This window comes from Natronosalvus vescus (assembly GCF_023973145.1).
GTDB lineage: Archaea > Halobacteriota > Halobacteria > Halobacteriales > Natrialbaceae > Natronosalvus > Natronosalvus vescus.
Genome location: NZ_CP099546.1, coordinates 2,893,866 through 2,912,022, shown reverse-complemented (window position 1 = coordinate 2,912,022; position 18,157 = coordinate 2,893,866). Strand labels below are relative to the sequence as shown.

At 62.6% G+C, this 18,157-nt stretch carries 20 protein-coding genes and 1 tRNA gene; 10 read left to right on the top strand and 11 right to left on the bottom strand.

The window, feature by feature from the left end:
- Positions 1 to 126 precede the first annotated feature (126 nt).
- Both NGM68_RS14000 and NGM68_RS13995 read right to left on the bottom strand, forming a co-directional pair.
- Complete coding sequence (locus NGM68_RS14000; RefSeq protein WP_252698856.1) at positions 127 to 672, bottom strand: DUF6735 family protein; 546 nt, start codon at positions 670 to 672, stop codon at positions 127 to 129.
- 171 nt (positions 673 to 843) lie between these two features.
- A complete protein-coding gene (locus NGM68_RS13995) occupies positions 844 to 2,109 on the bottom strand; it encodes an RNA-guided endonuclease InsQ/TnpB family protein (RefSeq protein WP_252698855.1) in 1,266 nt (421 codons plus the stop codon).
- A 363-nt stretch (positions 2,110 to 2,472) separates the two neighbouring features.
- Between NGM68_RS13995 and NGM68_RS13990 the strand changes: the two genes are divergently transcribed.
- Positions 2,473 to 3,135, top strand: coding sequence for an HAD family hydrolase (locus tag NGM68_RS13990; protein ID WP_252698854.1), 663 nt, complete (start codon positions 2,473 to 2,475; stop codon positions 3,133 to 3,135).
- 49 nt (positions 3,136 to 3,184) lie between these two features.
- Here the strand turns inward: NGM68_RS13990 and NGM68_RS13985 are convergent, their stop codons facing one another.
- Positions 3,185 to 3,631 carry an SRPBCC domain-containing protein gene (locus NGM68_RS13985; RefSeq protein WP_252698853.1) on the bottom strand — a complete coding sequence of 149 codons (447 nt, stop codon included), beginning with the start codon at positions 3,629 to 3,631 and terminating at the stop codon, positions 3,185 to 3,187.
- A 182-nt stretch (positions 3,632 to 3,813) separates the two neighbouring features.
- On the opposite strand from NGM68_RS13985, the gene NGM68_RS13980 reads away from it, so the two are divergent.
- Both NGM68_RS13980 and NGM68_RS13975 read left to right on the top strand, forming a co-directional pair.
- Positions 3,814 to 5,109: a DUF7405 family protein gene (locus tag NGM68_RS13980; protein WP_252698852.1), complete on the top strand. Its 1,296-nt coding sequence runs from the start codon at positions 3,814 to 3,816 to the stop codon at positions 5,107 to 5,109.
- A 222-nt stretch (positions 5,110 to 5,331) separates the two neighbouring features.
- On the top strand, positions 5,332 to 6,123 hold the full coding sequence (locus NGM68_RS13975) for an NAD-dependent epimerase/dehydratase family protein (RefSeq protein ID WP_252698851.1): 792 nt from the start codon (positions 5,332 to 5,334) through the stop codon (positions 6,121 to 6,123).
- A gap of 33 nt (positions 6,124 to 6,156) precedes the next feature.
- Here the strand turns inward: NGM68_RS13975 and citE are convergent, their stop codons facing one another.
- The 5 genes from citE to glmS form a co-directional block, all read right to left on the bottom strand.
- Complete coding sequence (gene citE / locus NGM68_RS13970; RefSeq protein ID WP_252698850.1) at positions 6,157 to 7,233, bottom strand: L-malyl-CoA/beta-methylmalyl-CoA lyase; 1,077 nt, start codon at positions 7,231 to 7,233, stop codon at positions 6,157 to 6,159.
- A 64-nt stretch (positions 7,234 to 7,297) separates the two neighbouring features.
- Complete coding sequence (gene mch / locus NGM68_RS13965; protein ID WP_252698849.1) at positions 7,298 to 8,425, bottom strand: 2-methylfumaryl-CoA hydratase; 1,128 nt, start codon at positions 8,423 to 8,425, stop codon at positions 7,298 to 7,300.
- On the bottom strand, positions 8,418 to 9,722 hold the full coding sequence (locus NGM68_RS13960; RefSeq protein ID WP_252698848.1) for a methylaspartate ammonia-lyase: 1,305 nt from the start codon (positions 9,720 to 9,722) through the stop codon (positions 8,418 to 8,420). Before NGM68_RS13960 ends, mch begins: the two co-directional genes overlap by 8 nt.
- The gene (locus tag NGM68_RS13955) at positions 9,712 to 11,157 is read right to left on the bottom strand and encodes a methylaspartate mutase subunit E (RefSeq protein WP_252698847.1); all 1,446 of its coding nucleotides are present in this window, start codon (positions 11,155 to 11,157) and stop codon (positions 9,712 to 9,714) included. The genes NGM68_RS13960 and NGM68_RS13955 overlap by 11 nt, the downstream gene beginning before the upstream one ends.
- Complete coding sequence (glmS, locus tag NGM68_RS13950; RefSeq protein ID WP_252698846.1) at positions 11,158 to 11,598, bottom strand: methylaspartate mutase subunit S; 441 nt, start codon at positions 11,596 to 11,598, stop codon at positions 11,158 to 11,160.
- A 151-nt stretch (positions 11,599 to 11,749) separates the two neighbouring features.
- Between glmS and mct the strand changes: the two genes are divergently transcribed.
- From mct to ddfA, 7 genes are all read left to right on the top strand, one after another.
- The gene (mct, locus tag NGM68_RS13945; RefSeq protein WP_252698845.1) at positions 11,750 to 12,922 is read left to right on the top strand and encodes a succinyl-CoA:mesaconate CoA-transferase; all 1,173 of its coding nucleotides are present in this window, start codon (positions 11,750 to 11,752) and stop codon (positions 12,920 to 12,922) included.
- Positions 12,923 to 13,004: 82 nt separating this feature from the next.
- Entirely contained in the window at positions 13,005 to 13,325 is a 321-nt protein-coding gene (locus NGM68_RS13940) for a DUF5785 family protein (protein WP_252698844.1), read from the top strand.
- Between the two features lie 183 nt (positions 13,326 to 13,508).
- Positions 13,509 to 14,270, top strand: a complete 762-nt coding sequence (locus tag NGM68_RS13935) for a GTP cyclohydrolase III (RefSeq protein ID WP_252698843.1) — start codon at positions 13,509 to 13,511, stop codon at positions 14,268 to 14,270.
- A 109-nt stretch (positions 14,271 to 14,379) separates the two neighbouring features.
- Positions 14,380 to 14,964, top strand: a complete 585-nt coding sequence (locus NGM68_RS13930; protein ID WP_252698842.1) for a CBS domain-containing protein — start codon at positions 14,380 to 14,382, stop codon at positions 14,962 to 14,964.
- A gap of 124 nt (positions 14,965 to 15,088) precedes the next feature.
- Complete coding sequence (locus NGM68_RS13925) at positions 15,089 to 15,601, top strand: GNAT family N-acetyltransferase (RefSeq protein ID WP_252698841.1); 513 nt, start codon at positions 15,089 to 15,091, stop codon at positions 15,599 to 15,601.
- Between the two features lie 12 nt (positions 15,602 to 15,613).
- Positions 15,614 to 15,687, top strand: a tRNA-Thr gene (locus NGM68_RS13920).
- 375 nt (positions 15,688 to 16,062) lie between these two features.
- Entirely contained in the window at positions 16,063 to 16,338 is a 276-nt protein-coding gene (gene ddfA / locus NGM68_RS13915) for a DdfA family disk-determining factor (RefSeq protein ID WP_252698840.1), read from the top strand.
- Positions 16,339 to 16,469: 131 nt separating this feature from the next.
- Here ddfA and NGM68_RS13910 read toward each other — a convergent pair whose 3' ends face one another.
- From NGM68_RS13910 to NGM68_RS13900, 3 genes are all read right to left on the bottom strand, one after another.
- A complete protein-coding gene (locus NGM68_RS13910; RefSeq protein WP_252698839.1) occupies positions 16,470 to 16,862 on the bottom strand; it encodes an acyl-CoA thioesterase in 393 nt (130 codons plus the stop codon).
- Between the two features lie 7 nt (positions 16,863 to 16,869).
- On the bottom strand, positions 16,870 to 17,640 hold the full coding sequence (locus tag NGM68_RS13905) for a ribonuclease H-like domain-containing protein (RefSeq protein ID WP_252698838.1): 771 nt from the start codon (positions 17,638 to 17,640) through the stop codon (positions 16,870 to 16,872).
- Between the two features lie 75 nt (positions 17,641 to 17,715).
- The gene (locus NGM68_RS13900) at positions 17,716 to 17,916 is read right to left on the bottom strand and encodes a hypothetical protein (RefSeq protein WP_252698837.1); all 201 of its coding nucleotides are present in this window, start codon (positions 17,914 to 17,916) and stop codon (positions 17,716 to 17,718) included.
- Positions 17,917 to 18,157: the final 241 nt, after the last annotated feature.

Genomic DNA, 18,157 nt, shown 5'->3' with positions numbered 1-18,157 from the left:
CCCAACCCACTCGGATTCCGACCTTTTCCGAAGTCCGGGACGGTAAACAGCTGGGGTTGAGCGCTCGAGAATCGTGAGCTGGGCGTCCTGAGAATTCACTGTCATGTCCAGAACTGCAGACTCACGTCACTCACACAAATTGTTACCCAGAAACCCATCGAACGCATCAGTTGTATCCTCGTCAGCCGCCGTCGCCCCGTACGTGTAGAAGTAGCCGTTTTCGTCCTCGGCGATACGCGCCTCGAGGTACGACTGGGCCGCACGTCTCGAGAGGACGCCCATTTCGACGACGTCCGCGACTGCCGTTTTGGTGGCACGAAACCAGGTTCGGACGGTCAGATCACAGTCGCCCGGCTCGACCTCGACCAGTGCGCCGCGCCCCTGATCGCGGCCGTCGCCCCACTCGAGCCAGAGGACGCGATAGGCTCGGATCGTGAAGGTGGGCGACACGAGGATCAGGGCCTCGTAGCCACAGGGGTCGAGGAAGTCGGCCAAGACGCCGTCGAGCGACACGGAGTCGGCCAGGAGTTCCGAGTCGATCCGACTACGGGCCAGCGGCGTCTCCGCCGAGAGATACTCGAGGACGTCGAGGTCGTCACCACCCCAGTGACTGTAGCGAAGATCGTAGAGGTGATCGGGGCGGCGGTAGGCGACGAGCGCTCTATGACCCATCAGTCACCCTCGAGTTGCGGACTCCCGGTTGGTCGGGGCCGGCCAACGGGTACCGATGCTCGGAACCGAACGCGGAACCTGCCAGCAAGGGGCTCCGGGTGCGAACGCGTAGACGCGAGTGTCCGTCCATCACCGGTGTTGACTGCGGGTTCGTATGTCAACTACCCCACCCTACTTCGCTCGGCCTGACGGCCTCGCTCGTGGAGGGTGGGGCTTGTCCGTGAACTCGGCCTCGAACCCATCGGGGTAGGCGGTAAATCCGCGCTTCGGCGTCACCGTTCCAGACTTCAGGGCGAGTTGACTGTCGCCCATCCGCCGAGACGACTGTTGGCCTCGACGGACATACCGCATACCGATGTTCTTCGCCGCATTGTAATCGGCGTTCGCTTCCGACCCACACTTCACGCATCGGAACTCGTTACGCGACGAGCGATTCTCGCTTGCGGTAAATCCGCACTCAGAACACCGCTTCGACGTGTACGCCGACCCGACTTGCTTCACCGAGATACCGACGGCTTCGGCTTTGTACTCGACGTACTCATAGAGGGTTCGGAACGCCCACTTGTGCCCCCACGACGCGCCCGTGCGGTCGCGGATGTGGGTTAGATCCTCGAACGCGATTACGTCACAGTCGTAGCGGAGTGCTTCGTCTATCAGCGCGTTTGACGCCCGATGAAGCACGTCGCGGACGTAACGAAGTTCCCGGCCACTCGACTGTACGAGTGTTCGGTGAGCACTTCGCGTTCCGGTCTGTTGTAATCCGGCGCGTACCTTCTCGAACTCGCGGAGCCGGTGGGTTAGCTTCCGCCCGCTGAAGAAGTAGGCGGTGCTGGTGACAGCGAGGTTTTCGATACCGAGGTCAACCCCGAGGATCGTCCCGTCCTCGGCGGTATTTCGTTCGGTGTCGTTCTTGTACCGGCGGAAGCCGATATGCAGGAAGAACTCACCGTCTCGGGCGGTGAGCGTGCTTTCCGTGACGCTCCATTCGTCCGAGTCGAGGTACTGTCGCTGATAGCCATTGTCGACGTCGGGAAGGTCAAGCGAACATCGAACCCGGCTCCCCGTCGTGGAGAGGGAGACAGTGTCGTCATCGAACACCGTCATCGTCCGTGTATCGTATTTTACGGTCGGCGCAGTGAACGTCGGTTTGCTGACTTTCTTGCGCTTTGACCGGCGTTCGATACAGCCGGTGATGGCTTGTGCGGCTTGGTGGGTGGCGAGAATCGCGTGCTGACTACCGAGGTCAGTCTCTTCGCGCACAGCGTCGTAGGCGAGGGGTTGCACGTCGCTCTTGGCGTTGCAACATCCCCACGCGAGGTCTGTGGCGAGTTGGCAGCCCCGTTTCCACTCGGTGATGGTCTCTTCGAGCAAGTCGCGTTGCTCGCCGTCTATCGAGAGGCGGGTGATTGCCGTCCGATGTACGTAGTCGTCTGCCACATATTCAATATAGTCCAATGGCTATTTATAGACTATCGTTTTGCACAGTGGTTCGAGAGACAGAGTCTCTCGTCATCACGAAAGGCCCGCCTTTCGAACGACTATACGAACACGCTCCTCCCCTCCCTACCGCTCGCTTCGCTCGCTTTTGAGGATAACGCGGAACCAAAGGTTCCGCTGACCGTTCGAACGGCGAAGCCGTGAGCAGAAGGCGACTCCGCGCTACCGCTTAGTTGAACTCTCGGCTGGTCGTCAGCGCGAGTGTTCTGGTAGAGCGCTACGAACTCGCGTTGGAGCGCCACGGAAACCACACTCGAGTGTGCCCGTAAGTCCGAAAACCCTTCGACCCGTACTCCCACGCGAATGCAATACGACGCAGTCGTCTTCGATAACGACGGCGTGTTGACGACGCCGACCAGCTACGAGGCGCTTCGTCGGGCGATGTCGCAGGCGTTCGAGCGCCACGGCGTCACCGACCCGACCGACGACGAACTTAACACACTGATCTCACCCACGGTCGATGAACTCGAGGCGATCACCGACCGGTACGAGCTGGAACCGTCCACGCTGTGGGAAGCACGCGAACGGGCAGCGATCGACGTCCAGTACGAGGAGATTCGTGCCGGCCGGAAGACGCTTTACGACGACGTGACGGCGCTCGAGTCGATCTCGAGACCGATGGGGATCGTCAGCAACAACCAGCACGAGACGATCGAAAACATCGTCGACCACTTCGAACTCGAGGCGTTCGATCCCTACTATGGCCGCGAACCGACGGTGAAAGGTATCGAACGCAAGAAGCCGACGCCGTACTACCTCGATCGAGCGATCGACGAGATGGGATGTTCGAACCCGCTGTACGTCGGGGATAGCTGGGTCGACGTCGCGGTCGCAGAAGCACTCGAGATTGATTCGGCGTTCATCCGCCGATCACACCGGGAGGGGTATTCGTTCGCAGAGTTCGGTTATCACGGCGACCCGACTCACGAAATTACGTCGCTTCGAGAACTGTCGGAACTTCAATAGACCGAGACGTAACGGCGTGCAGGGGCGTAATCGAATCTCAATCGAGCGGTCAGGCGGTTGCACGCACGCGAGACTCCGCTCGAGCCTTGATCGCCTCGTTCATTCCCCTGAATCCGCGTTCAATCCGGTCGCCGTCGAACAGGATCGGCACCAGCGCACCGCGGAACGTCTCACGTTGTAAGAGCATGGTCTTCCTCCCCTCCTCGATCGGCTCGAGGTGAAATTCGTGGTAGCCGTCGAACGCGTAGGGGACGAGCAGGTGCCCAACCCAGACGAGTCGGCGGTTCTCCTCGACGAACAGCACCTCAGGGCGAACCGTCGTAATGCGTGAACCTGGCGGCTGGATCTCGACGGTGAGGCGTTCGCCTTCGATCGGGCTCCCCTCGATCGCACGGATGAACGGATTCCACTCGGGATAGGCGTCGAACTCGAGCAGGACGTCCCAGACGACATCGGGCGGGGCATCGATCGTTTCGAACGTCTCGATCTGTTCCATGCTCCCATCAGACACGTCCAGTGACGAAACGCGTATCGGTTGTACCAGGGTATCCGAAGTGTTCGACGGATTGGACAGTCTACGACCGCTTTCTCGCTGGGCGCACTTTCGCTGGGCGCTTTTTCGCAGGTTCCGACACGTGCACCACAACCCCCATTAGCCACCAGACCCGAGGGATCGATATGAGTCGGTCGTCGCGTACGATTTCGCGCCGGGCGTTCGTCCGGAGCGCCGTCGCCATCGGCGGGGCAAGCGCACTCGCTGCCTGTCTGGATCGAGAGTCGGGGGACGAGCCGCCACAGGGAGTCCCACCCGAGGAACTCGAGACGCTGCCCGATCGCCAGCACGCCTGGACGGCGTTCGAGCGAACGGACGAGCACGGTAACTCGGTCGCCCCCGAACACCACGTCTGTCTCCACCTCGAGTACGTCGGCGACGGCCCCACACCAGCCGAACGCGAACGCGTCGAGGCGGCCTTCGAAACCCTCGAGCGGGCCTACGAACGCGGGAGCGACGGGCTGTTGTTCACCGTCTGCTACGGGCCGTCGTACTTCGAACGCTTCGACGAGCCATTGCCGGACAGCGTCGCCCTCCCGGAACCGAGAGCGCTCTCGCCGATCGAGAGTCCAGAATTCGACGCGTACGACGCGATCATTCACCTCGCGAGCGACCGTGGATCCGTCATTTTGAGCGCCGAGGAAGCCCTCACGGGCGACCTCGATGAAGTCAACGGCGTCGACGTCGCGGACACGCTCGCGGGCATCTTCGACATTGCTGAACGGCGGACAGGATTCATCGGGCCGGGACTGCCAGCGGAGAACCAGGAGGGCATTCGCGGGATTCCCGACAGTGAACCCGTCTCCGAGGACGCACCGCTGTTTATGGGCTTCAAGTCGGGCTTCAAGAAGAACCAGGCCTCCGAGGATCGGGTGACGATTCAGGAAGGGCCGTTCGCCGGCGGGACGACGACTCACCTCTCGTGGATTCGTCTCTCGCTCAACCAGTGGTACGAACAGGACAGCCGCGAAATTCGCGAGCGCAAGATGTTCTGTCCGGCCCACGCCGACGAAGGGCGAATCGAGGGCGCTGGGGACAACCTCGGCGACTCGAGCCAAGTCGAGGACTGCGCAGAACGCACGCTCGAGGACGCCCACGAGCATGGGATGGTCGGTCACGCACAGAAGTCCGCGCGTGCGCGCGAAGACGGCGAGCCGATCATCCTCCGTCGGGATTTTAATTCGACTGACGACGGTGAGGCGGGCCTGCACTTTCTCTCCCACCAGCGGAACATCGAGGATTTCGTCGCGACCCGCGAGGCGATGACGGGGTCGGACATCGCCGACCAGTCTGCGATTGGTCCGGTGACGAACAACGGCATCCAGCAGTATATGACGGTGTTGCGGCGGGCGAACTACCTGGTTCCGCCCCGCCAGCATCGGTCGCTGCCGACGCCCGATCCGGACGCGATCGACCTGTAGCGGTCATCCGGGGAATCGGAGTGGATGTGAGGACGGAACTTGAGGACTCGAGCGAGCGGGATGTGACCGATCACCAGGGACGCTCGACAGACTTCGAACGGCATATGGAGGATGTGGCACTGGGCAGTCAATCTCGAGAGGCCACCAGCCCGTGATACCTCACACCGCACACCGGCACGCGCCGACCCACCCTATTTCGGACGTACGGTCGTCGCTAGAGGCATGTCAGCAGACGCCCAGTCGACCGACCGCACGGTCGCCATCACGGGTGCTTCAGGCAGCGTTGGCCGACAGACGATCGAGGCGCTTTCCGAGTACGAGTGTCGGCTCTTCAGCCACAGCGAACACGACGATCTCGACACCGAGACGCTCGAGGTCGCCGACTACGACGCCTTCGTCGATGCACTCGAGGGAGCCGACGTCCTGGTTCACCTGGCGGCGAACCCGTCGCCCACGGCCGACTGGAACGAGGTTCGGGAACCGAACATCGACGGCGCGTACAACGCGTTCGAGGCGGCCCTCGAGAACGGACTCGAGCGTGTCGTCTTCGCCAGTTCGAATCACGCGGTCAACGCCGACAACGTCGTGGAACCGACCCGGGTCGAGACGACCCAGGGCAATCCGTTGGTCGTCCGTCCCGACGATTCGCCCAGCCCCGATAGCTACTACGGCGTGAGCAAGGTGTTCGGCGAGGCGATGGGCGCGTACTACGCCAGCCGCCACGGCCTCGAGGTCGTGAACCTCCGAATTGGCTGGCTGCTGTCGGCGGACGAACTCCAGGCCGTCTGTGCCGAACGCGACGGGTCGGGAGAACGATACGCCCGTGCGATGTGGTTAAGTCCGGACGACTGTCAGCGACTGCTCGAGGCGTCGGTGTCGGCCTCACTCTCCCAACACGCAGTCACGGCACACGGCATCTCGAACAACGCCGACAGATTCCTCTCGTTGACGGAGACGATCCAGGGACTCGCGTACCGACCGCGGGACGACTCGAGTGCGGTACTCGACGAGTAGCCGCGGTGGCCGACAAACACCGTCCCGACCGCCTCACCGATACGATACGTCGAGATCCAGTGCCCGCTTGAGCACCCCGTCGTCGTACAGTTCGGTCGTCTGTTCGGGGCGCGTTCGGTGGATCGCACGAACGGTCTCGACCGTGTTCCGGAAATTCTTGAACGTCGCCTCGTCGACCATCTGGCCGTCGATCGTCACCGCTCCCGTTCCCGCGGCTTTCGCCTCGTTGAACGCCTCGATCCTGTGGACGTCCCGCTCGAGTTCCGTCGCCGTGGGCATGTGGATCCGGTTGGCCTGGATCGTCTGTTTGGGGTACAGCGACCACGACCCGTCCAGCCCGATCCGGGCCTCGCGCTCGACCTGATCGGCGTAGCCGTCTGCGTTGTAGATCGTCACGCCCGATCGTTCCCGAAAGAGGTCGTCGAAGGGGCCGCCGATCGCGAGCAGGTCGTTCGCGCTCGCCTCGTTCGACATCGCCTCGAGCAGGCCGTCCCACTGCGGGCGGCCATCACCGAGGTCGCGGCCGCCGAGTTCGGCCGTGTAGTCGACGGGCCCGAAGACGAGTGCGGTAAGTCTCGAGTCCGCACCGAGTCGGGCAATCTCTCGAAGGTCGGATCTGGCGCGGGCGGTCTCGACGATGACCGAGAGGTCGATGGAGCCGTCCTGGAGCCCCGCGTCCGATTCCGCGTCGGCGACGGCTGTGAGCGCGCGCTCGACGTCCGCGCGGCGGCCAACCTTCGGGACGACGACGCCGTCGATTTTCGTCCCGAGCTCGGCGAGGAGCGTATCGATTTCCCTCCGACCCTGCTCGCGGAAGCCCTCGTCGTCGTAGCTCCACTGGACGCGCGGCCAGATCTCGCCGGGAAAGTCGTGATCGGGAACGAGGTCACAGACGTTCTCGAGTCCCTCGGATTTCATGTCGAGAGCCGTGCCGTCCTCGAGGTCGGGCACGAGCCAGTCGGGTGCCTGAAACCCCTCGGCGGTGAGCCCCGAACGGAGGTACTTCGCCGTGTCGTCTCGCGGAACGGCCGCCGGTGCGGTCTGGAAGGTTCTGCAGGTGGTGATGGTGGTGTTTGTGCTGCTGGTGCTGTTGGTGGTGTTAGCTGTCATGTGTGGCTGTCAATTCGTATTGTCTCAGTTCGTGGCATCTCGCGTCACTTGGTGGAATATCGCGTCAGTTGCTGGCATCTCGAGTCGCGATCTCTGCGGTTCGGCGGCCAGAGTACACCGGTTCGTCGTGCTGGTTGAACGCGACGTGTTCGAAGTGGACGGTGCCGGCTCGCTCGTTCGCCGTCGTCGTCTCGCGGCTGGTCTCGAGCACGCGCGTGAAACAGTAGACTGTGTCGCCGGGGGTGACGAACGTGTGGAAGCGTTCGTCCGTAAAGCGCACTTCCCGGAGCGTCTGCTCGTCCGAGCGGGCGTGCCCGAGCGCCGTTGACCGGGTGACGTCCCCGTAGGTGACGATATCGCCGGAGGGGGAGTCCGCCATGACGTCGACGTTGTGGTGTTGTTTCGCCGTGTTCAACGTGGCGAGCGGGAGTCCAGCGACCGTCAGGTCGTCCATCGTCCGGCCGCGTTCGTGTCGGTAGGCGACCGCGGTATCTCGGTCGGGGGCGCGCTCGAGAGCCGCCTCGAAGTCCTCGAAGGCGGTGCCCTCGGGGATAACGAACGTCTCCGGGAGCGTCCGCTGGTCGTCGGGTTCATCGCTCGAATCACTCCCATCGGAACCACTCACATTGTCGCTCGAGTCCGCACGACCACCGTCGGTCTCGAGGCCCTCGGTCGGCTCCCGTCGTGGAATCATGTTCGTCCGCTCGTAGGCACAGAGCGTTCGGTCGGTGTCGGCGTCGTAGCCGCGCGTGTGCCAGGTAACGATCCCGTACTCGGGTCGCGAGTTCGAGCGCGTGGTCTCGAGCACCTCGCTCTCGACGCGCAGGTCGATACCGGGAGCGACGGGGTCGGTCGGAAACTGCACGTTCGTCCGGCCGAGGAAGTAGCCGCCTTTCTCGCTCAGATCCTCGACCGTGCAGCCGAGGGTCGCGGCGAGCAGGTAGTCGGGATGGATCGGCGTCTCCTCCTGACCACGCTCTCGAGCGGCGTCCGCCCGCCAGTAGAACGGATCGTGGTTCAGCGTCTGGCTCGTCCACAGTTCGTTTCCCCAGCGGGTCAATCGAAGGCCGGGGTCGTGCTCGATCGTTTCCCCCTCCTCGAAATCCTCGAAGAAGTGGCCTTTCTCGCGAGTTTCCACGCGCTCGAGGACGGACGCGAAGGTGTCCGGATCCGTCCACTCGTACTCAGTCATCGGCGGTGACCCCCTCGGCGTCGCTCGATCCAGCGGGCGACTCCCGGCGTCGCGCCAACGTTCGGCGCATCTCGTTTTCGACGATCATGTAGCCCTCGTCGAAGCCCATGCCGGGTTTGGCCAGCACCTGGGCGGCGTTCGTCGCGAGCGCGACGTGCGCGCAGGCGCGGGCTGAGACGTTCGTCTCGTTGCAGGTGCCGCCCAGATAGGCTCGAGTGTCGGTTCCACGGCAGTAGCGAACCGCCTCGCCGCTTCGGTGAATCCCACCGAGGTCAGGTGTTTTCACCTGGACGACGTCCGCCGCCCCGGCGTCGACGAACGCCCGAACGTCCTCGAGCGTGTTACACCACTCGTCGGCGACGATGTCGACGTCGATGCCCGCGTCGGCCAGTCCCTCGCGCAGTTCACACATCGCGTGAATCTGATCCTCACGGGTGCCGACGTCCATCGGCCCCTCGAGCTGGAGCGGAATCGACCCGGTCGCCGCGTCGAGGCTGGCGACGTATTCGAGCACCTCGTCGCTGTCGAACGGCGCACCGAACAGTTCGCCGATCATGCCGTAGACGTCGACGTGAAAGCGCGGTTCGTACCCCTCCGGGCCGAGGTCGGCCGTTCGGTCGTGCAGCCACTCGAGGTATTGCTGGAGTCTCTCCCCGGTGGTACCCATCTTCGAGCGGCTGTTGAACAGGCCATGTGGGAGGACGGGCACGCCCTTGATGAGCATCTTCTCGGCGTTCGTCCGTCTGTCGTCGCCGGACTGTCCGAAGACCGGAATCGGCTCGGTCGACGGCTCCGTTCCGAGGTGGTCGGCGAGGACGTCGGTCATCGTGGTTCGTCTGGTTCGGGCGGCCGCCGCGAGCAGCGCCTGAGAGACGCCGTACCTGACTGCGGTGTGGAGCCGTCCGCGTTCGTTGCCGCAGCCAGATCCGGAATCCACACGGAGTGACTCGAGAACGGCCGCGTTCTCGCCGAACACTCGTGGGTCGCGGCCAACGAGCGCGTCGGCCACGGGCCCGTTGAGAACTGGCGCGTACGCATCAGCGCCAAACAATGAATCTCGCCCGCCGGCTCCGGAATATTGAACGGCAGCGCAGTCGCCCCGGACGACCGTCCCGTCGCTCAACTCGAGGTCAACGAGCAGCGCCTCGCCCGCCTGACGGATTGCCCGAAAGCCGTCGGTGAGCGGGGTGCCCTCGTAGGCGAAGCCATCCGACGTGGCGCCGTTCTTGATCGCTCGCTGGTCGTCCGCGTAGAAGCCGGCGACGCCCGGCGTGGCCCGGAGGGCCTCAATCTGCACGCCGTTCACCTCCGTTCGGGCGACCGATAAGGCGACCGTCACTGATCGCGTCGACGTCGTCGGCGACCATCCTGAACGAACGCTTTCGCCCTTCGGTTTCTGCACGTCGAGCGAGACGCGCACCGTGGATCTCCTTGACGTCGTCTTCGAGTGCGAGGTCGCCGAACTCGAGGATACGAACGCGGCCGTCGTCGTCTCGAGCTGGTAGGACGGCCCCGTGTGCACTGTCGCTGGGTGCGAATGGGACGTCGAGGGCCCCTGATTCGAACGCCAAGATGGTTCCCCGTGCGACGTCATCGTCGCCGTGATCGAAGACGCTGTCCACGAGTTGTCGCGTTTCGCGTTCGATCAGCGCCTGTTCGTCCTCGATGCCGTCGATGTCGATTCGTTGTTCGATAGCCATATCGATGATCTGTCTGGTCGTGCGGAGGCCGGCCGCGTTGGCCTCCTTCGTCGGAACGCCCTGGAACTCCTGTGGGGACTTCGTGATGACCTTGTCCGGCTGGGCGATCGCGGCCGTTATTCCGCCCAGCCCGATGACGCCGCTGGCACGGGCTTCGTCAGGCGGAAAACCGCCCATCCACTCGTGGAAGACCGTCGTCACGCGGACCTCTTCGGGGAGGTACGCCTCGCCCAGCGACCGGAGCGCACGCAGAGCGGCGACGTCCTGGACGACGTTCCCCACCTGTCCGTACCCGAGCGTGAGCGAGCGGACGCCCTGGGTCGCCGCGAGCAGCCCCTCGAGCAACATCACGGTGATGGCGATACTGGGTGGAACGAGCGTCCCCGTTAGCGGCCCGAACGGCTCGCGGTTGATCCGCACGCCGCGTTCGGTGTAAGCCCCGGCGAGCCGATCGACGAACTGCCAGTGTTCGATGGTCGTCGCCAGATCGTGGCGTTTAGTGTAGGGGATGTTGTACGATATCGGTCCGCCCTCGAAGCTCTGGAAGCCGCCGGCGAAGGTGATCGCCGCCAACAGGCGCGCGTCGGGGGTACCGTGGCGCACCTCGATCGGCGCGTCGACGGCATTGATCAACTCCCGACAGCCGTCGACGCCGTGGTTTACGGCCGGGAAGCCGTTGAGCGTGTCCTCGCCCGACTCCCGAGCATTCTCGAGGCCTTCCTGCGCCTTTCCGTACTCGTTGTCGCGCGTGTAGGAGTCGATCGTCGTCGGTAACAGGTCGGCTTCGCCTTCTTCTTGGAGGTAGCGAAGCAACTCGATCTGATCCCCTAAACGTGGCACCCCTGCTCGAGGCTGTAACAGCGGTTGGTCGGCAGTCTCGAGAACCTCGGCAAACCGTTTGTGCGCGGGCAGCGACTCGTGATAGCGGACCGCCTCCTCGAAGTCGACGGCGTCGCCCGTCGGCCACTCACTCCGAAGCTGTTCGTCGATGCGTTGCAACTCGTCGGCTGGAATGCGTTCGTCGCGTATCATCTACGATGTCACGGTGGCCCGCTCCTGTTCGCTCGTCGTGATCTGGAGGTCTCGCTTCAGGGCTGCGATGGCCTCCGCTGGCTCAGTCTCGGAGTCAAAGACGCGGTCGAACCCGAGGGCTTCGAACGTCTCGCGGGTCTGTTCGAAGTCGTCCTGACCGACCGCGAGGTTGCCGCCGATGTAGGTGACGGCGTCGACCCCGTGGGCCTCGAGAACCTCTTGAAAGCCCTGACAGTCCTGCTCGGCGTGGCCGTAGAGCGAGGAGACCAGTACGGCCTCGGCGTCGTGGGCGACTGCGGCCTCGGCGAACTCCGCCTGGGAGGTCTGAACGCCGAGGTTGATGACCGTGAATCCAGCTGCACTGAACGCCTGCTCGAGGATCGTGATGCCGACGACGTGGGCGTCGGAACCGATGACCCCGAGAACGACCGTACGGGACATGAGTGTGCACAACCATGATAGACCGGTGTTTAAAGTTAATGGTTGATCATGATATTACTCCTAATACGCCCTAACACACTTTCCGTGAGAGAAAATAACACTGTCATGATTTATAGTAAACGTTTTTCACACCCGTCCGTGACGTGAGGCTATGGGAGCGCTCTCGAGACTTCGCGTGCTGGATCTGACGCAGGTGCTTGCCGGCCCGTACTGTACGATGTTGCTCGCCGATATGGGGGCCGACGTGGTCAAAGTCGAACGACCTGGTGGCGATCTGATTCGCCCAAACCCGCCGTTTGTCGACGATCCCGACGCCGAAGCCTACGGCGGCTACTTCCAGAGCGTCAACCGGGGTAAACGCAGTCTCGAGATCGATTTCGACTCCGAACGCGGGCGCGAGGAATTCCTCTCGCTCGTTACGGAAGCCGACGTTGTCGTCGAAAACTTCCGGGCGGGCACGATGGAACGATTCGACCTGGGTTACGAAACCCTGCGCGCGCAAAACCCCGAACTCATCTACTCCTCGATTCGTGGCTTCGGTGATCCACGAACCGGTGAAACCCACCGACAGGGTCAGCCCTCCTTCGACATTATCGCGCAGGCGCTCGGGGGCGTGATGGAGATCACCGGCTTCGAGGACAGCCCTCCGACGAAAGTCGGCCCCGGCATCGGCGACCTCTTTACGGCCACGCTCAACTGCGTCGGCATCCTAGCGGCGCTCCATCACCGCGACCGGACGGGCGAGGGACAGTACGTGGACACCGCGATGTACGACGCGATGATAAGCATGACCGAGAGAGCCATCTACCAGCACTCCTACACCGGGGCGGCGCCGACCCGACAAGGCAACTCCCACCCGACGCTGTTCCCCTACGACGCTTTCGAGGCCGCTGATGGCTACGTCGTCATCGCCGCCTTCGGCACCAACCACTGGAAGGCCCTCTGTGAGGCGATGGAACGACCGGATCTGGCCACCGACTATCCAAACCCCGACCGTCGCCTCGCTCACCGCGACGCACTTCGGGAAGAGATTCGCGCGTGGACACGCGAGCGCTCGAGCGACGACATCTGTGAGACGCTCGAGGGATCCGTCCCGGTAGCGCCGGTGCAGAACACGGACGACATCTTCGACGACCCGCACGTCCACGCCCGCGAGATGCTCGTCTCCGTCGATCAGCCGGGGGCTGACCGACCCGTCGACATCGCCGGCAGTCCGATCAAGATGAGCGAGACGCCACCGCGACCGCGCGGCCGGGCACCGCTTCTCGACGAACACCGGACGGAACTGCTCGAGGAGCCACAGCAGCCAGCCGAGTCTGATTGAGCGAGTCTGGGGGACGGCTCGAGCACTGTTCCATCGCCGCCGAGGAGAAATCCTTTTGCAACCCCCGCGCACACGCTCCAGTATGGACTGGCCACACGACCCCGACGGCGAGGAGGGCAGCGAAGGGATGCGGAAGTTCGATATGGCGATCATCGCGAAGAAGGTCGACGAGGACGAGGATTTCCCGCTCTCGCGCGACGAATTCGTCGAGGCCCACGGCACCGAGCCAATCCGGATCAACTCCAAGAAAGTCGTCGCCCTCAGCGACATCTTCGAGTACGTCGACCAGGCAGAGTTCGAGACGATCACGGACATGCACAAAGCCGTCGGCCGGGCCATGCGCGCCGGAAACTTCTGGGACTACCACCCCGTCGGCGCCGACCCGGAGAAGAAATCGGCCTGAGTTCTCACCCACGTCACCTCGAGCGCGGGATCCGAGACGAACCATTGCAGGCACGAGAGTGATTTTGCGGATGATGACAGCGCTATTGAAGGAGATGATAGCGCTCGCGAGCGAATGCTGGACGTCATCACGAATCTGGATTACGTATCGTTTATACGATACCGTTCGAAACGATCAGGTACTGTGACGAACACGCAGGTGACTCTCTTCCAGATCGATAACTACGGGCCGTGGACAGTGACCCCCGAGCCGCGACGCGAGGCCGACTTACAGACGCTCCAGTCACGCCTCTATGCGGACATCTCGCAATTCGTCGGCAACCGGGACGGCTACGTCTTTTTCACCCGTTTCGACAACATGATCGCCGTCACCAACGGGCTTGATTTCGAGGATCACGCGCTCTTGCAAGAATCCGTCGGTAACCGGTATCCGGTCACGCTCAGTCTCGGCGTGGCGACGGGCACGACGCCGGTGCAGGCGCTCTCCGACGCCACCGGCCTGATCCAGGACGCCGGCAGCGCCCAGGACGAACACCGTCGACAGATCCTCGACGGCCGAACGATCGACGATGCCCACCGAACGAACGACGACGTCCAGATCGCACACTTCGACGTCATCGACGCGACCGGCGAGTACACCGACGAACTCAACGCCTTCGATAGCTTCATCGAGATCGAACAGGGCTACGCCTCGCTCATGCGCTACATGCGCCACGCCCACGACAGCCTCTCGTTTTTCGTCGGCGGCGACAACGTCATCGTCGTCTGCCCCGACCTCGAGCGCGCGGATTACCTCGATGCGATCGATCACGTCCAGTCGGACGTCGAGGTCGAGTTACAGGTTGGCATCGGTACCGGCGCGACCGCGCACGAAGCCGGATACGAGGCAAAACACGCCCTCGAGCGCTGTCGAGCGAACAGTACGCGCGCCGAACTGCACAAGTAGACCAGAGTGACCGACGCGGCCGGGTCGGGACAGAAATCAAATCTTCAGTGTGTGACTGTATAAACGTGCCGGAGGTACCTTTTAGGTCGTTTGTGAAGTGTATTCGAACATGGAATCGGATCTGTCGGTCAGGGAAGCCCTGACGACTGAGTACGTCGGTGTAAGCGAGTCAGACACCGTTCACGGGGCGGTGACGTTGATGCGAGAAGAGCGCGCCGGCTGCGTGCTCGTCGTCCGGGGATCGACAGCCGTCGGCATCATGACCGAGTGGGACGTCCTCGGCGTCGTCGAACGCGAGGACGATCCTGCCGAAACGACAGTTGGTGACGTCATGTCCGCGCCCGTGTTGACCATCGACGCCGATCACTCGCTCACGGACGCGGCGGATATGATGGCACGGGAGAACATCCGAAATCTCGTCGTCGAGAACGGCGACGGCATCGCCGGTGTCCTCACCCAGCGTGACGTCATCGTCGTCGCGGGATCGTTCCAGGGGGCAACTGCTAAACCGGCTGCGAGCGAGGGGGCCGTTTCGAATCCTGGCGGCGAAGGTGCCGGTCTCGCGACCGAGTACGCCACAGACGGGAACGACGAGTTCTCGACACAGGGCGTCTGTGAGGCGTGTGGCACCCTGGCCGAGTCGCTACAGGAGGCAAACGGTCAGCTCGTCTGTACTGACTGCCGGCAGGTGTAGCCGACACCCTGCGTGTGGTGGGCGAGCGAACGGCTGGCGAAGATGCACCAGTTCCGGTTCGACAGCGATTATATTGGTTCGCGTGCTCGAGTGACACGCACCGACTATCGGGAGGAGACGACGAATGACGGACACCGACGACATCACGATCGAACCGGCGACGCCCGACGATCTCGAGGCGATCACCGAGCTATGGGTACGGTTGGCCATCAATCAACGCCAGCACGGCTCGCACGTGCACGCTGAATCGAACCGGGAAACGATGCAGGCGCTGCTCAGAGCCCACCAGGTAGATGGCGGACTGCTCGTCGCGCGGCATCGTGGTTCGATCGTCGGCTTCGCCTCGTTTTCGGTCGAACACGGATCCCTCGACCTCGATTGTACGCGTGGCTTGCTCTCGAACCTGTACGTCGACCCTGCCCTCCGGGGACAGGGTCTCGGTTCGCGGCTCCTGGAGGCGGTCGAGTCCGACCTCGTCGAGCGAGGCGTCGACGTGATCTCCCTCGAGGCGATGGCAGCCAATGAAGCGGCCAGGCAGTTTTACCGGCAAGCAGGATATACACCGTTTCGAATCGGTTTCGAACGTCGACTCGAGGGGTCGATGAAAAACGATACACACTCAAAGGATGAGGGATAACTCACAGACCGCGCCAGGGGAGCATGGGCGGTACATGCACTCGACTTGTAATCGAGAGTTCCCGGGTTCAAATCCCGGCCCTGGCTCTGTTATCGTCTCGACTCTCGTGGGACTCGCCCCCTCCATTCGGATGTGGGCTCGGGTTCGTTCCTGCTGAATGCGATGACGACGGAGGTACTGTCACGAGCGGCCCGGTTCTGAACCGGTAATACTTGTAATTGTTTTGATCGAGAACGTTCACTCGTTGTTTCAGGCACCGAACGGTGAACTTCAATATCGGATTGGAACGGTCGATTTGGGCAGGTAGACGTTCTCGGTGTCGAATAATTCGTAGTTTCAATTGTATTTCCATGCCCAATATATACATTGAAGTATTAATTTGGCGTTTATAGTACACTATTGTGCTGCAAGAAGGCATTGAGGCCACAGGATTTATATCTGGGCGTGAAAAGCATCCTGCAATGCTACTCTCAGCCGACCGAATGGACACACAGGAACAACCCCCTCTTAGTTTCCGAATTGTCGAAGCGGTAGCCGACGAAGAAGGTGTCGATCCGATCGATATCGAGCCACCAGAGTACGACGCACTGTACGACGTTCTCAATCCAGAAGCACTCGATTCCCTCTTTGCACCTCGAGAGGACGGTACCCTTCGAAGCCCGGGTGAAGTTGCCTTTCGGTTCTGTGGGTACGATATCGTCGTCAAAAGCGACGGTACCGTCGATATTCTCGACTAGACGGCCGTGACGGGTACGTCTGCTCGTTCAGACGAGCGACCGAGAGCACCGACGACACGTTCACACCAGTAGTACAACCGTCCGACGTCACGAACAAGAGGCTCGACAGAGGATCCCGTGTACGCAGATTATCATTCGAGCCGCTCGCGCCAGGCGTCCGGAATCGGGCGTGACGCCCCCGTTTCCCGGTCGACGACGACCTGTACCGTCTTGCCGGTCGCCGCGGATGCACCGTCGGCAGTGATCGTGTACGACATCGGAATGCTCGAAGTACCGAGTTCGGGCACCCTGAGCTCGACGCCCACACGCTGTTCGGCCTCGATCGGCCGGTGATACTCGAGTTCGAGACGGGCGAGCACCGTATCGACCTGATCCAGAGACACCTCGAGGACGTCCCGAAAGAATCCGGCACGAGCTTGCTCGAGGTAGGTCGCGTAGACGGCGTTGTTGACGTGGCCCATGAAGTCGACGTCGCGGAGGCGAACGTCGATATCGGTGTGATAGGTGGTAAGGGGATCGGACATGGTGACCCTACCGATGCCGGCCAGCGACTGTCTCGCCACAGACTCGCTCGAAGACGGTCTCGTGCAGTTGGTTGGCGACGGTTTCCATCAACGGCTCGAGGTTTGCGGTGTCGGCCTGATTGTACTGGACGAGTGTCTCGAGGGCATCGTCGTCGCCGCGTTCGTACTGATGCCAGAGCCGAACGGCGTCGCGACCGCTGATGTCGGGCTGGTCGCGCTCGATCCCGAGGTCGCGCTCGATCCGTTTGAGCCCACCCGTCAGGTCGAGCTTTCGACACGGATACATGAGGTCGATGTGTGGGAGCGCGATCTCGATGTCGAGAGCCGTCTCGAGGAAGGGCACGTCGAAGCGCTGACCGTTGAAGGTGACGAGCGCCGAGGATGCTGCCAGTTCGGCCCGGAGCGCGTCGGCGGTGAGATCCTGCCCGTTGACGAATGTCCTGGTGTCGCCCCGCCGGTGGAGGCTCACGGTCGTCACGTCGTGGCGGGCCGCGTCGAGCCCCGTCGTCTCGATGTCGAGGTAACAGACGTCCTCGCGAACGTTCTCGTAGAATCGCCAGCTACTCGCCGCCGGGAGCGCCTCGGCGAACGGCGAGACGTCCCCGGCCTCGAGGTGACGCCGGCCGTCCTCGATGAACGCCTCGATGCGGTCGGCGACCGTTGGCCCGACGACGCTGCCGTCGAACTCGTCCCAGTGGGTAATGCCGTGTTCCCAGAGGCGGCGTTCGGTGGTCTCACCGACCCCGCGGACGGGAAGAAAGCTGTTCTCGATGTACACGTCCGATGTGGGGTCGGCTGTCCGCAAAAACGTGTGGGTTCGCGGAGGGGCGCGTCCGTGCTCGACGAGAGACGATCAGTAATAGTAGAGTTCGACCTGATGGCCGCAGTTTCGACAGGTGGTCTCGAGTCCGTTCAATCGATGTGACTCCTCCCACTCGCTTTCGCGACCGTGTTCGACGCCGCGAAGGCCTGGACCGCCGGGAACGGGGGCTGAAACGGGGGTGGCACAGGCGGGACAGCCAACGGTCACCCGCGGTTGATTCGATTGTGACATACCGGACAGCTTCACCTCCAGTGGTGTTTGTTATGGAGGAATTAGGTGGTTGCAACCTCGAGTTTTACGTGACGGTTACGAATTTCCTCGTGCGAACAGTGAGTACGAACGTAGAGTCACGCAAACTGGACGTTCGAAAGTGTGTATCCCCCTCTTCCTACACGCTCGATACCGGACGTGGCCTGTAGTGGTTAATACACGGGTGGGATATCCCGCCGTTCTCATCGTTCACACCGTTTAG

Excerpts from the sequence above, each read along its gene's own strand:
- NGM68_RS13980 (WP_252698852.1), top strand. The coding sequence starts at position 3,814 with ATGAGTCGGTCGTCGCGTACGATTTCGCGCCGGGCGTTCGTCCGGAGC.
- NGM68_RS13955 (WP_252698847.1), bottom strand. The coding sequence starts at position 11,157 with ATGATACGCGACGAACGCATTCCAGCCGACGAGTTGCAACGCATCGAC.
- citE (WP_252698850.1), bottom strand. The coding sequence starts at position 7,233 with ATGACAGCTAACACCACCAACAGCACCAGCAGCACAAACACCACCATC.
- NGM68_RS13940 (WP_252698844.1), top strand. The coding sequence starts at position 13,005 with ATGGACTGGCCACACGACCCCGACGGCGAGGAGGGCAGCGAAGGGATG.
- mch (WP_252698849.1), bottom strand. The coding sequence starts at position 8,425 with ATGACTGAGTACGAGTGGACGGATCCGGACACCTTCGCGTCCGTCCTC.
- NGM68_RS13975 (WP_252698851.1), top strand. The coding sequence starts at position 5,332 with ATGTCAGCAGACGCCCAGTCGACCGACCGCACGGTCGCCATCACGGGT.
- NGM68_RS13900 (WP_252698837.1), bottom strand. The coding sequence starts at position 17,916 with ATGTCACAATCGAATCAACCGCGGGTGACCGTTGGCTGTCCCGCCTGT.
- glmS (WP_252698846.1), bottom strand. The coding sequence starts at position 11,598 with ATGTCCCGTACGGTCGTTCTCGGGGTCATCGGTTCCGACGCCCACGTC.
- NGM68_RS13910 (WP_252698839.1), bottom strand. The coding sequence starts at position 16,862 with ATGTCCGATCCCCTTACCACCTATCACACCGATATCGACGTTCGCCTC.
- ddfA (WP_252698840.1), top strand. The coding sequence starts at position 16,063 with ATGCTACTCTCAGCCGACCGAATGGACACACAGGAACAACCCCCTCTT.
- mct (WP_252698845.1), top strand. The coding sequence starts at position 11,750 with ATGGGAGCGCTCTCGAGACTTCGCGTGCTGGATCTGACGCAGGTGCTT.
- NGM68_RS13930 (WP_252698842.1), top strand. The coding sequence starts at position 14,380 with ATGGAATCGGATCTGTCGGTCAGGGAAGCCCTGACGACTGAGTACGTC.
- NGM68_RS13985 (WP_252698853.1), bottom strand. The coding sequence starts at position 3,631 with ATGGAACAGATCGAGACGTTCGAAACGATCGATGCCCCGCCCGATGTC.
- NGM68_RS14000 (WP_252698856.1), bottom strand. The coding sequence starts at position 672 with ATGGGTCATAGAGCGCTCGTCGCCTACCGCCGCCCCGATCACCTCTAC.
- NGM68_RS13925 (WP_252698841.1), top strand. The coding sequence starts at position 15,089 with ATGACGGACACCGACGACATCACGATCGAACCGGCGACGCCCGACGAT.
- NGM68_RS13990 (WP_252698854.1), top strand. The coding sequence starts at position 2,473 with ATGCAATACGACGCAGTCGTCTTCGATAACGACGGCGTGTTGACGACG.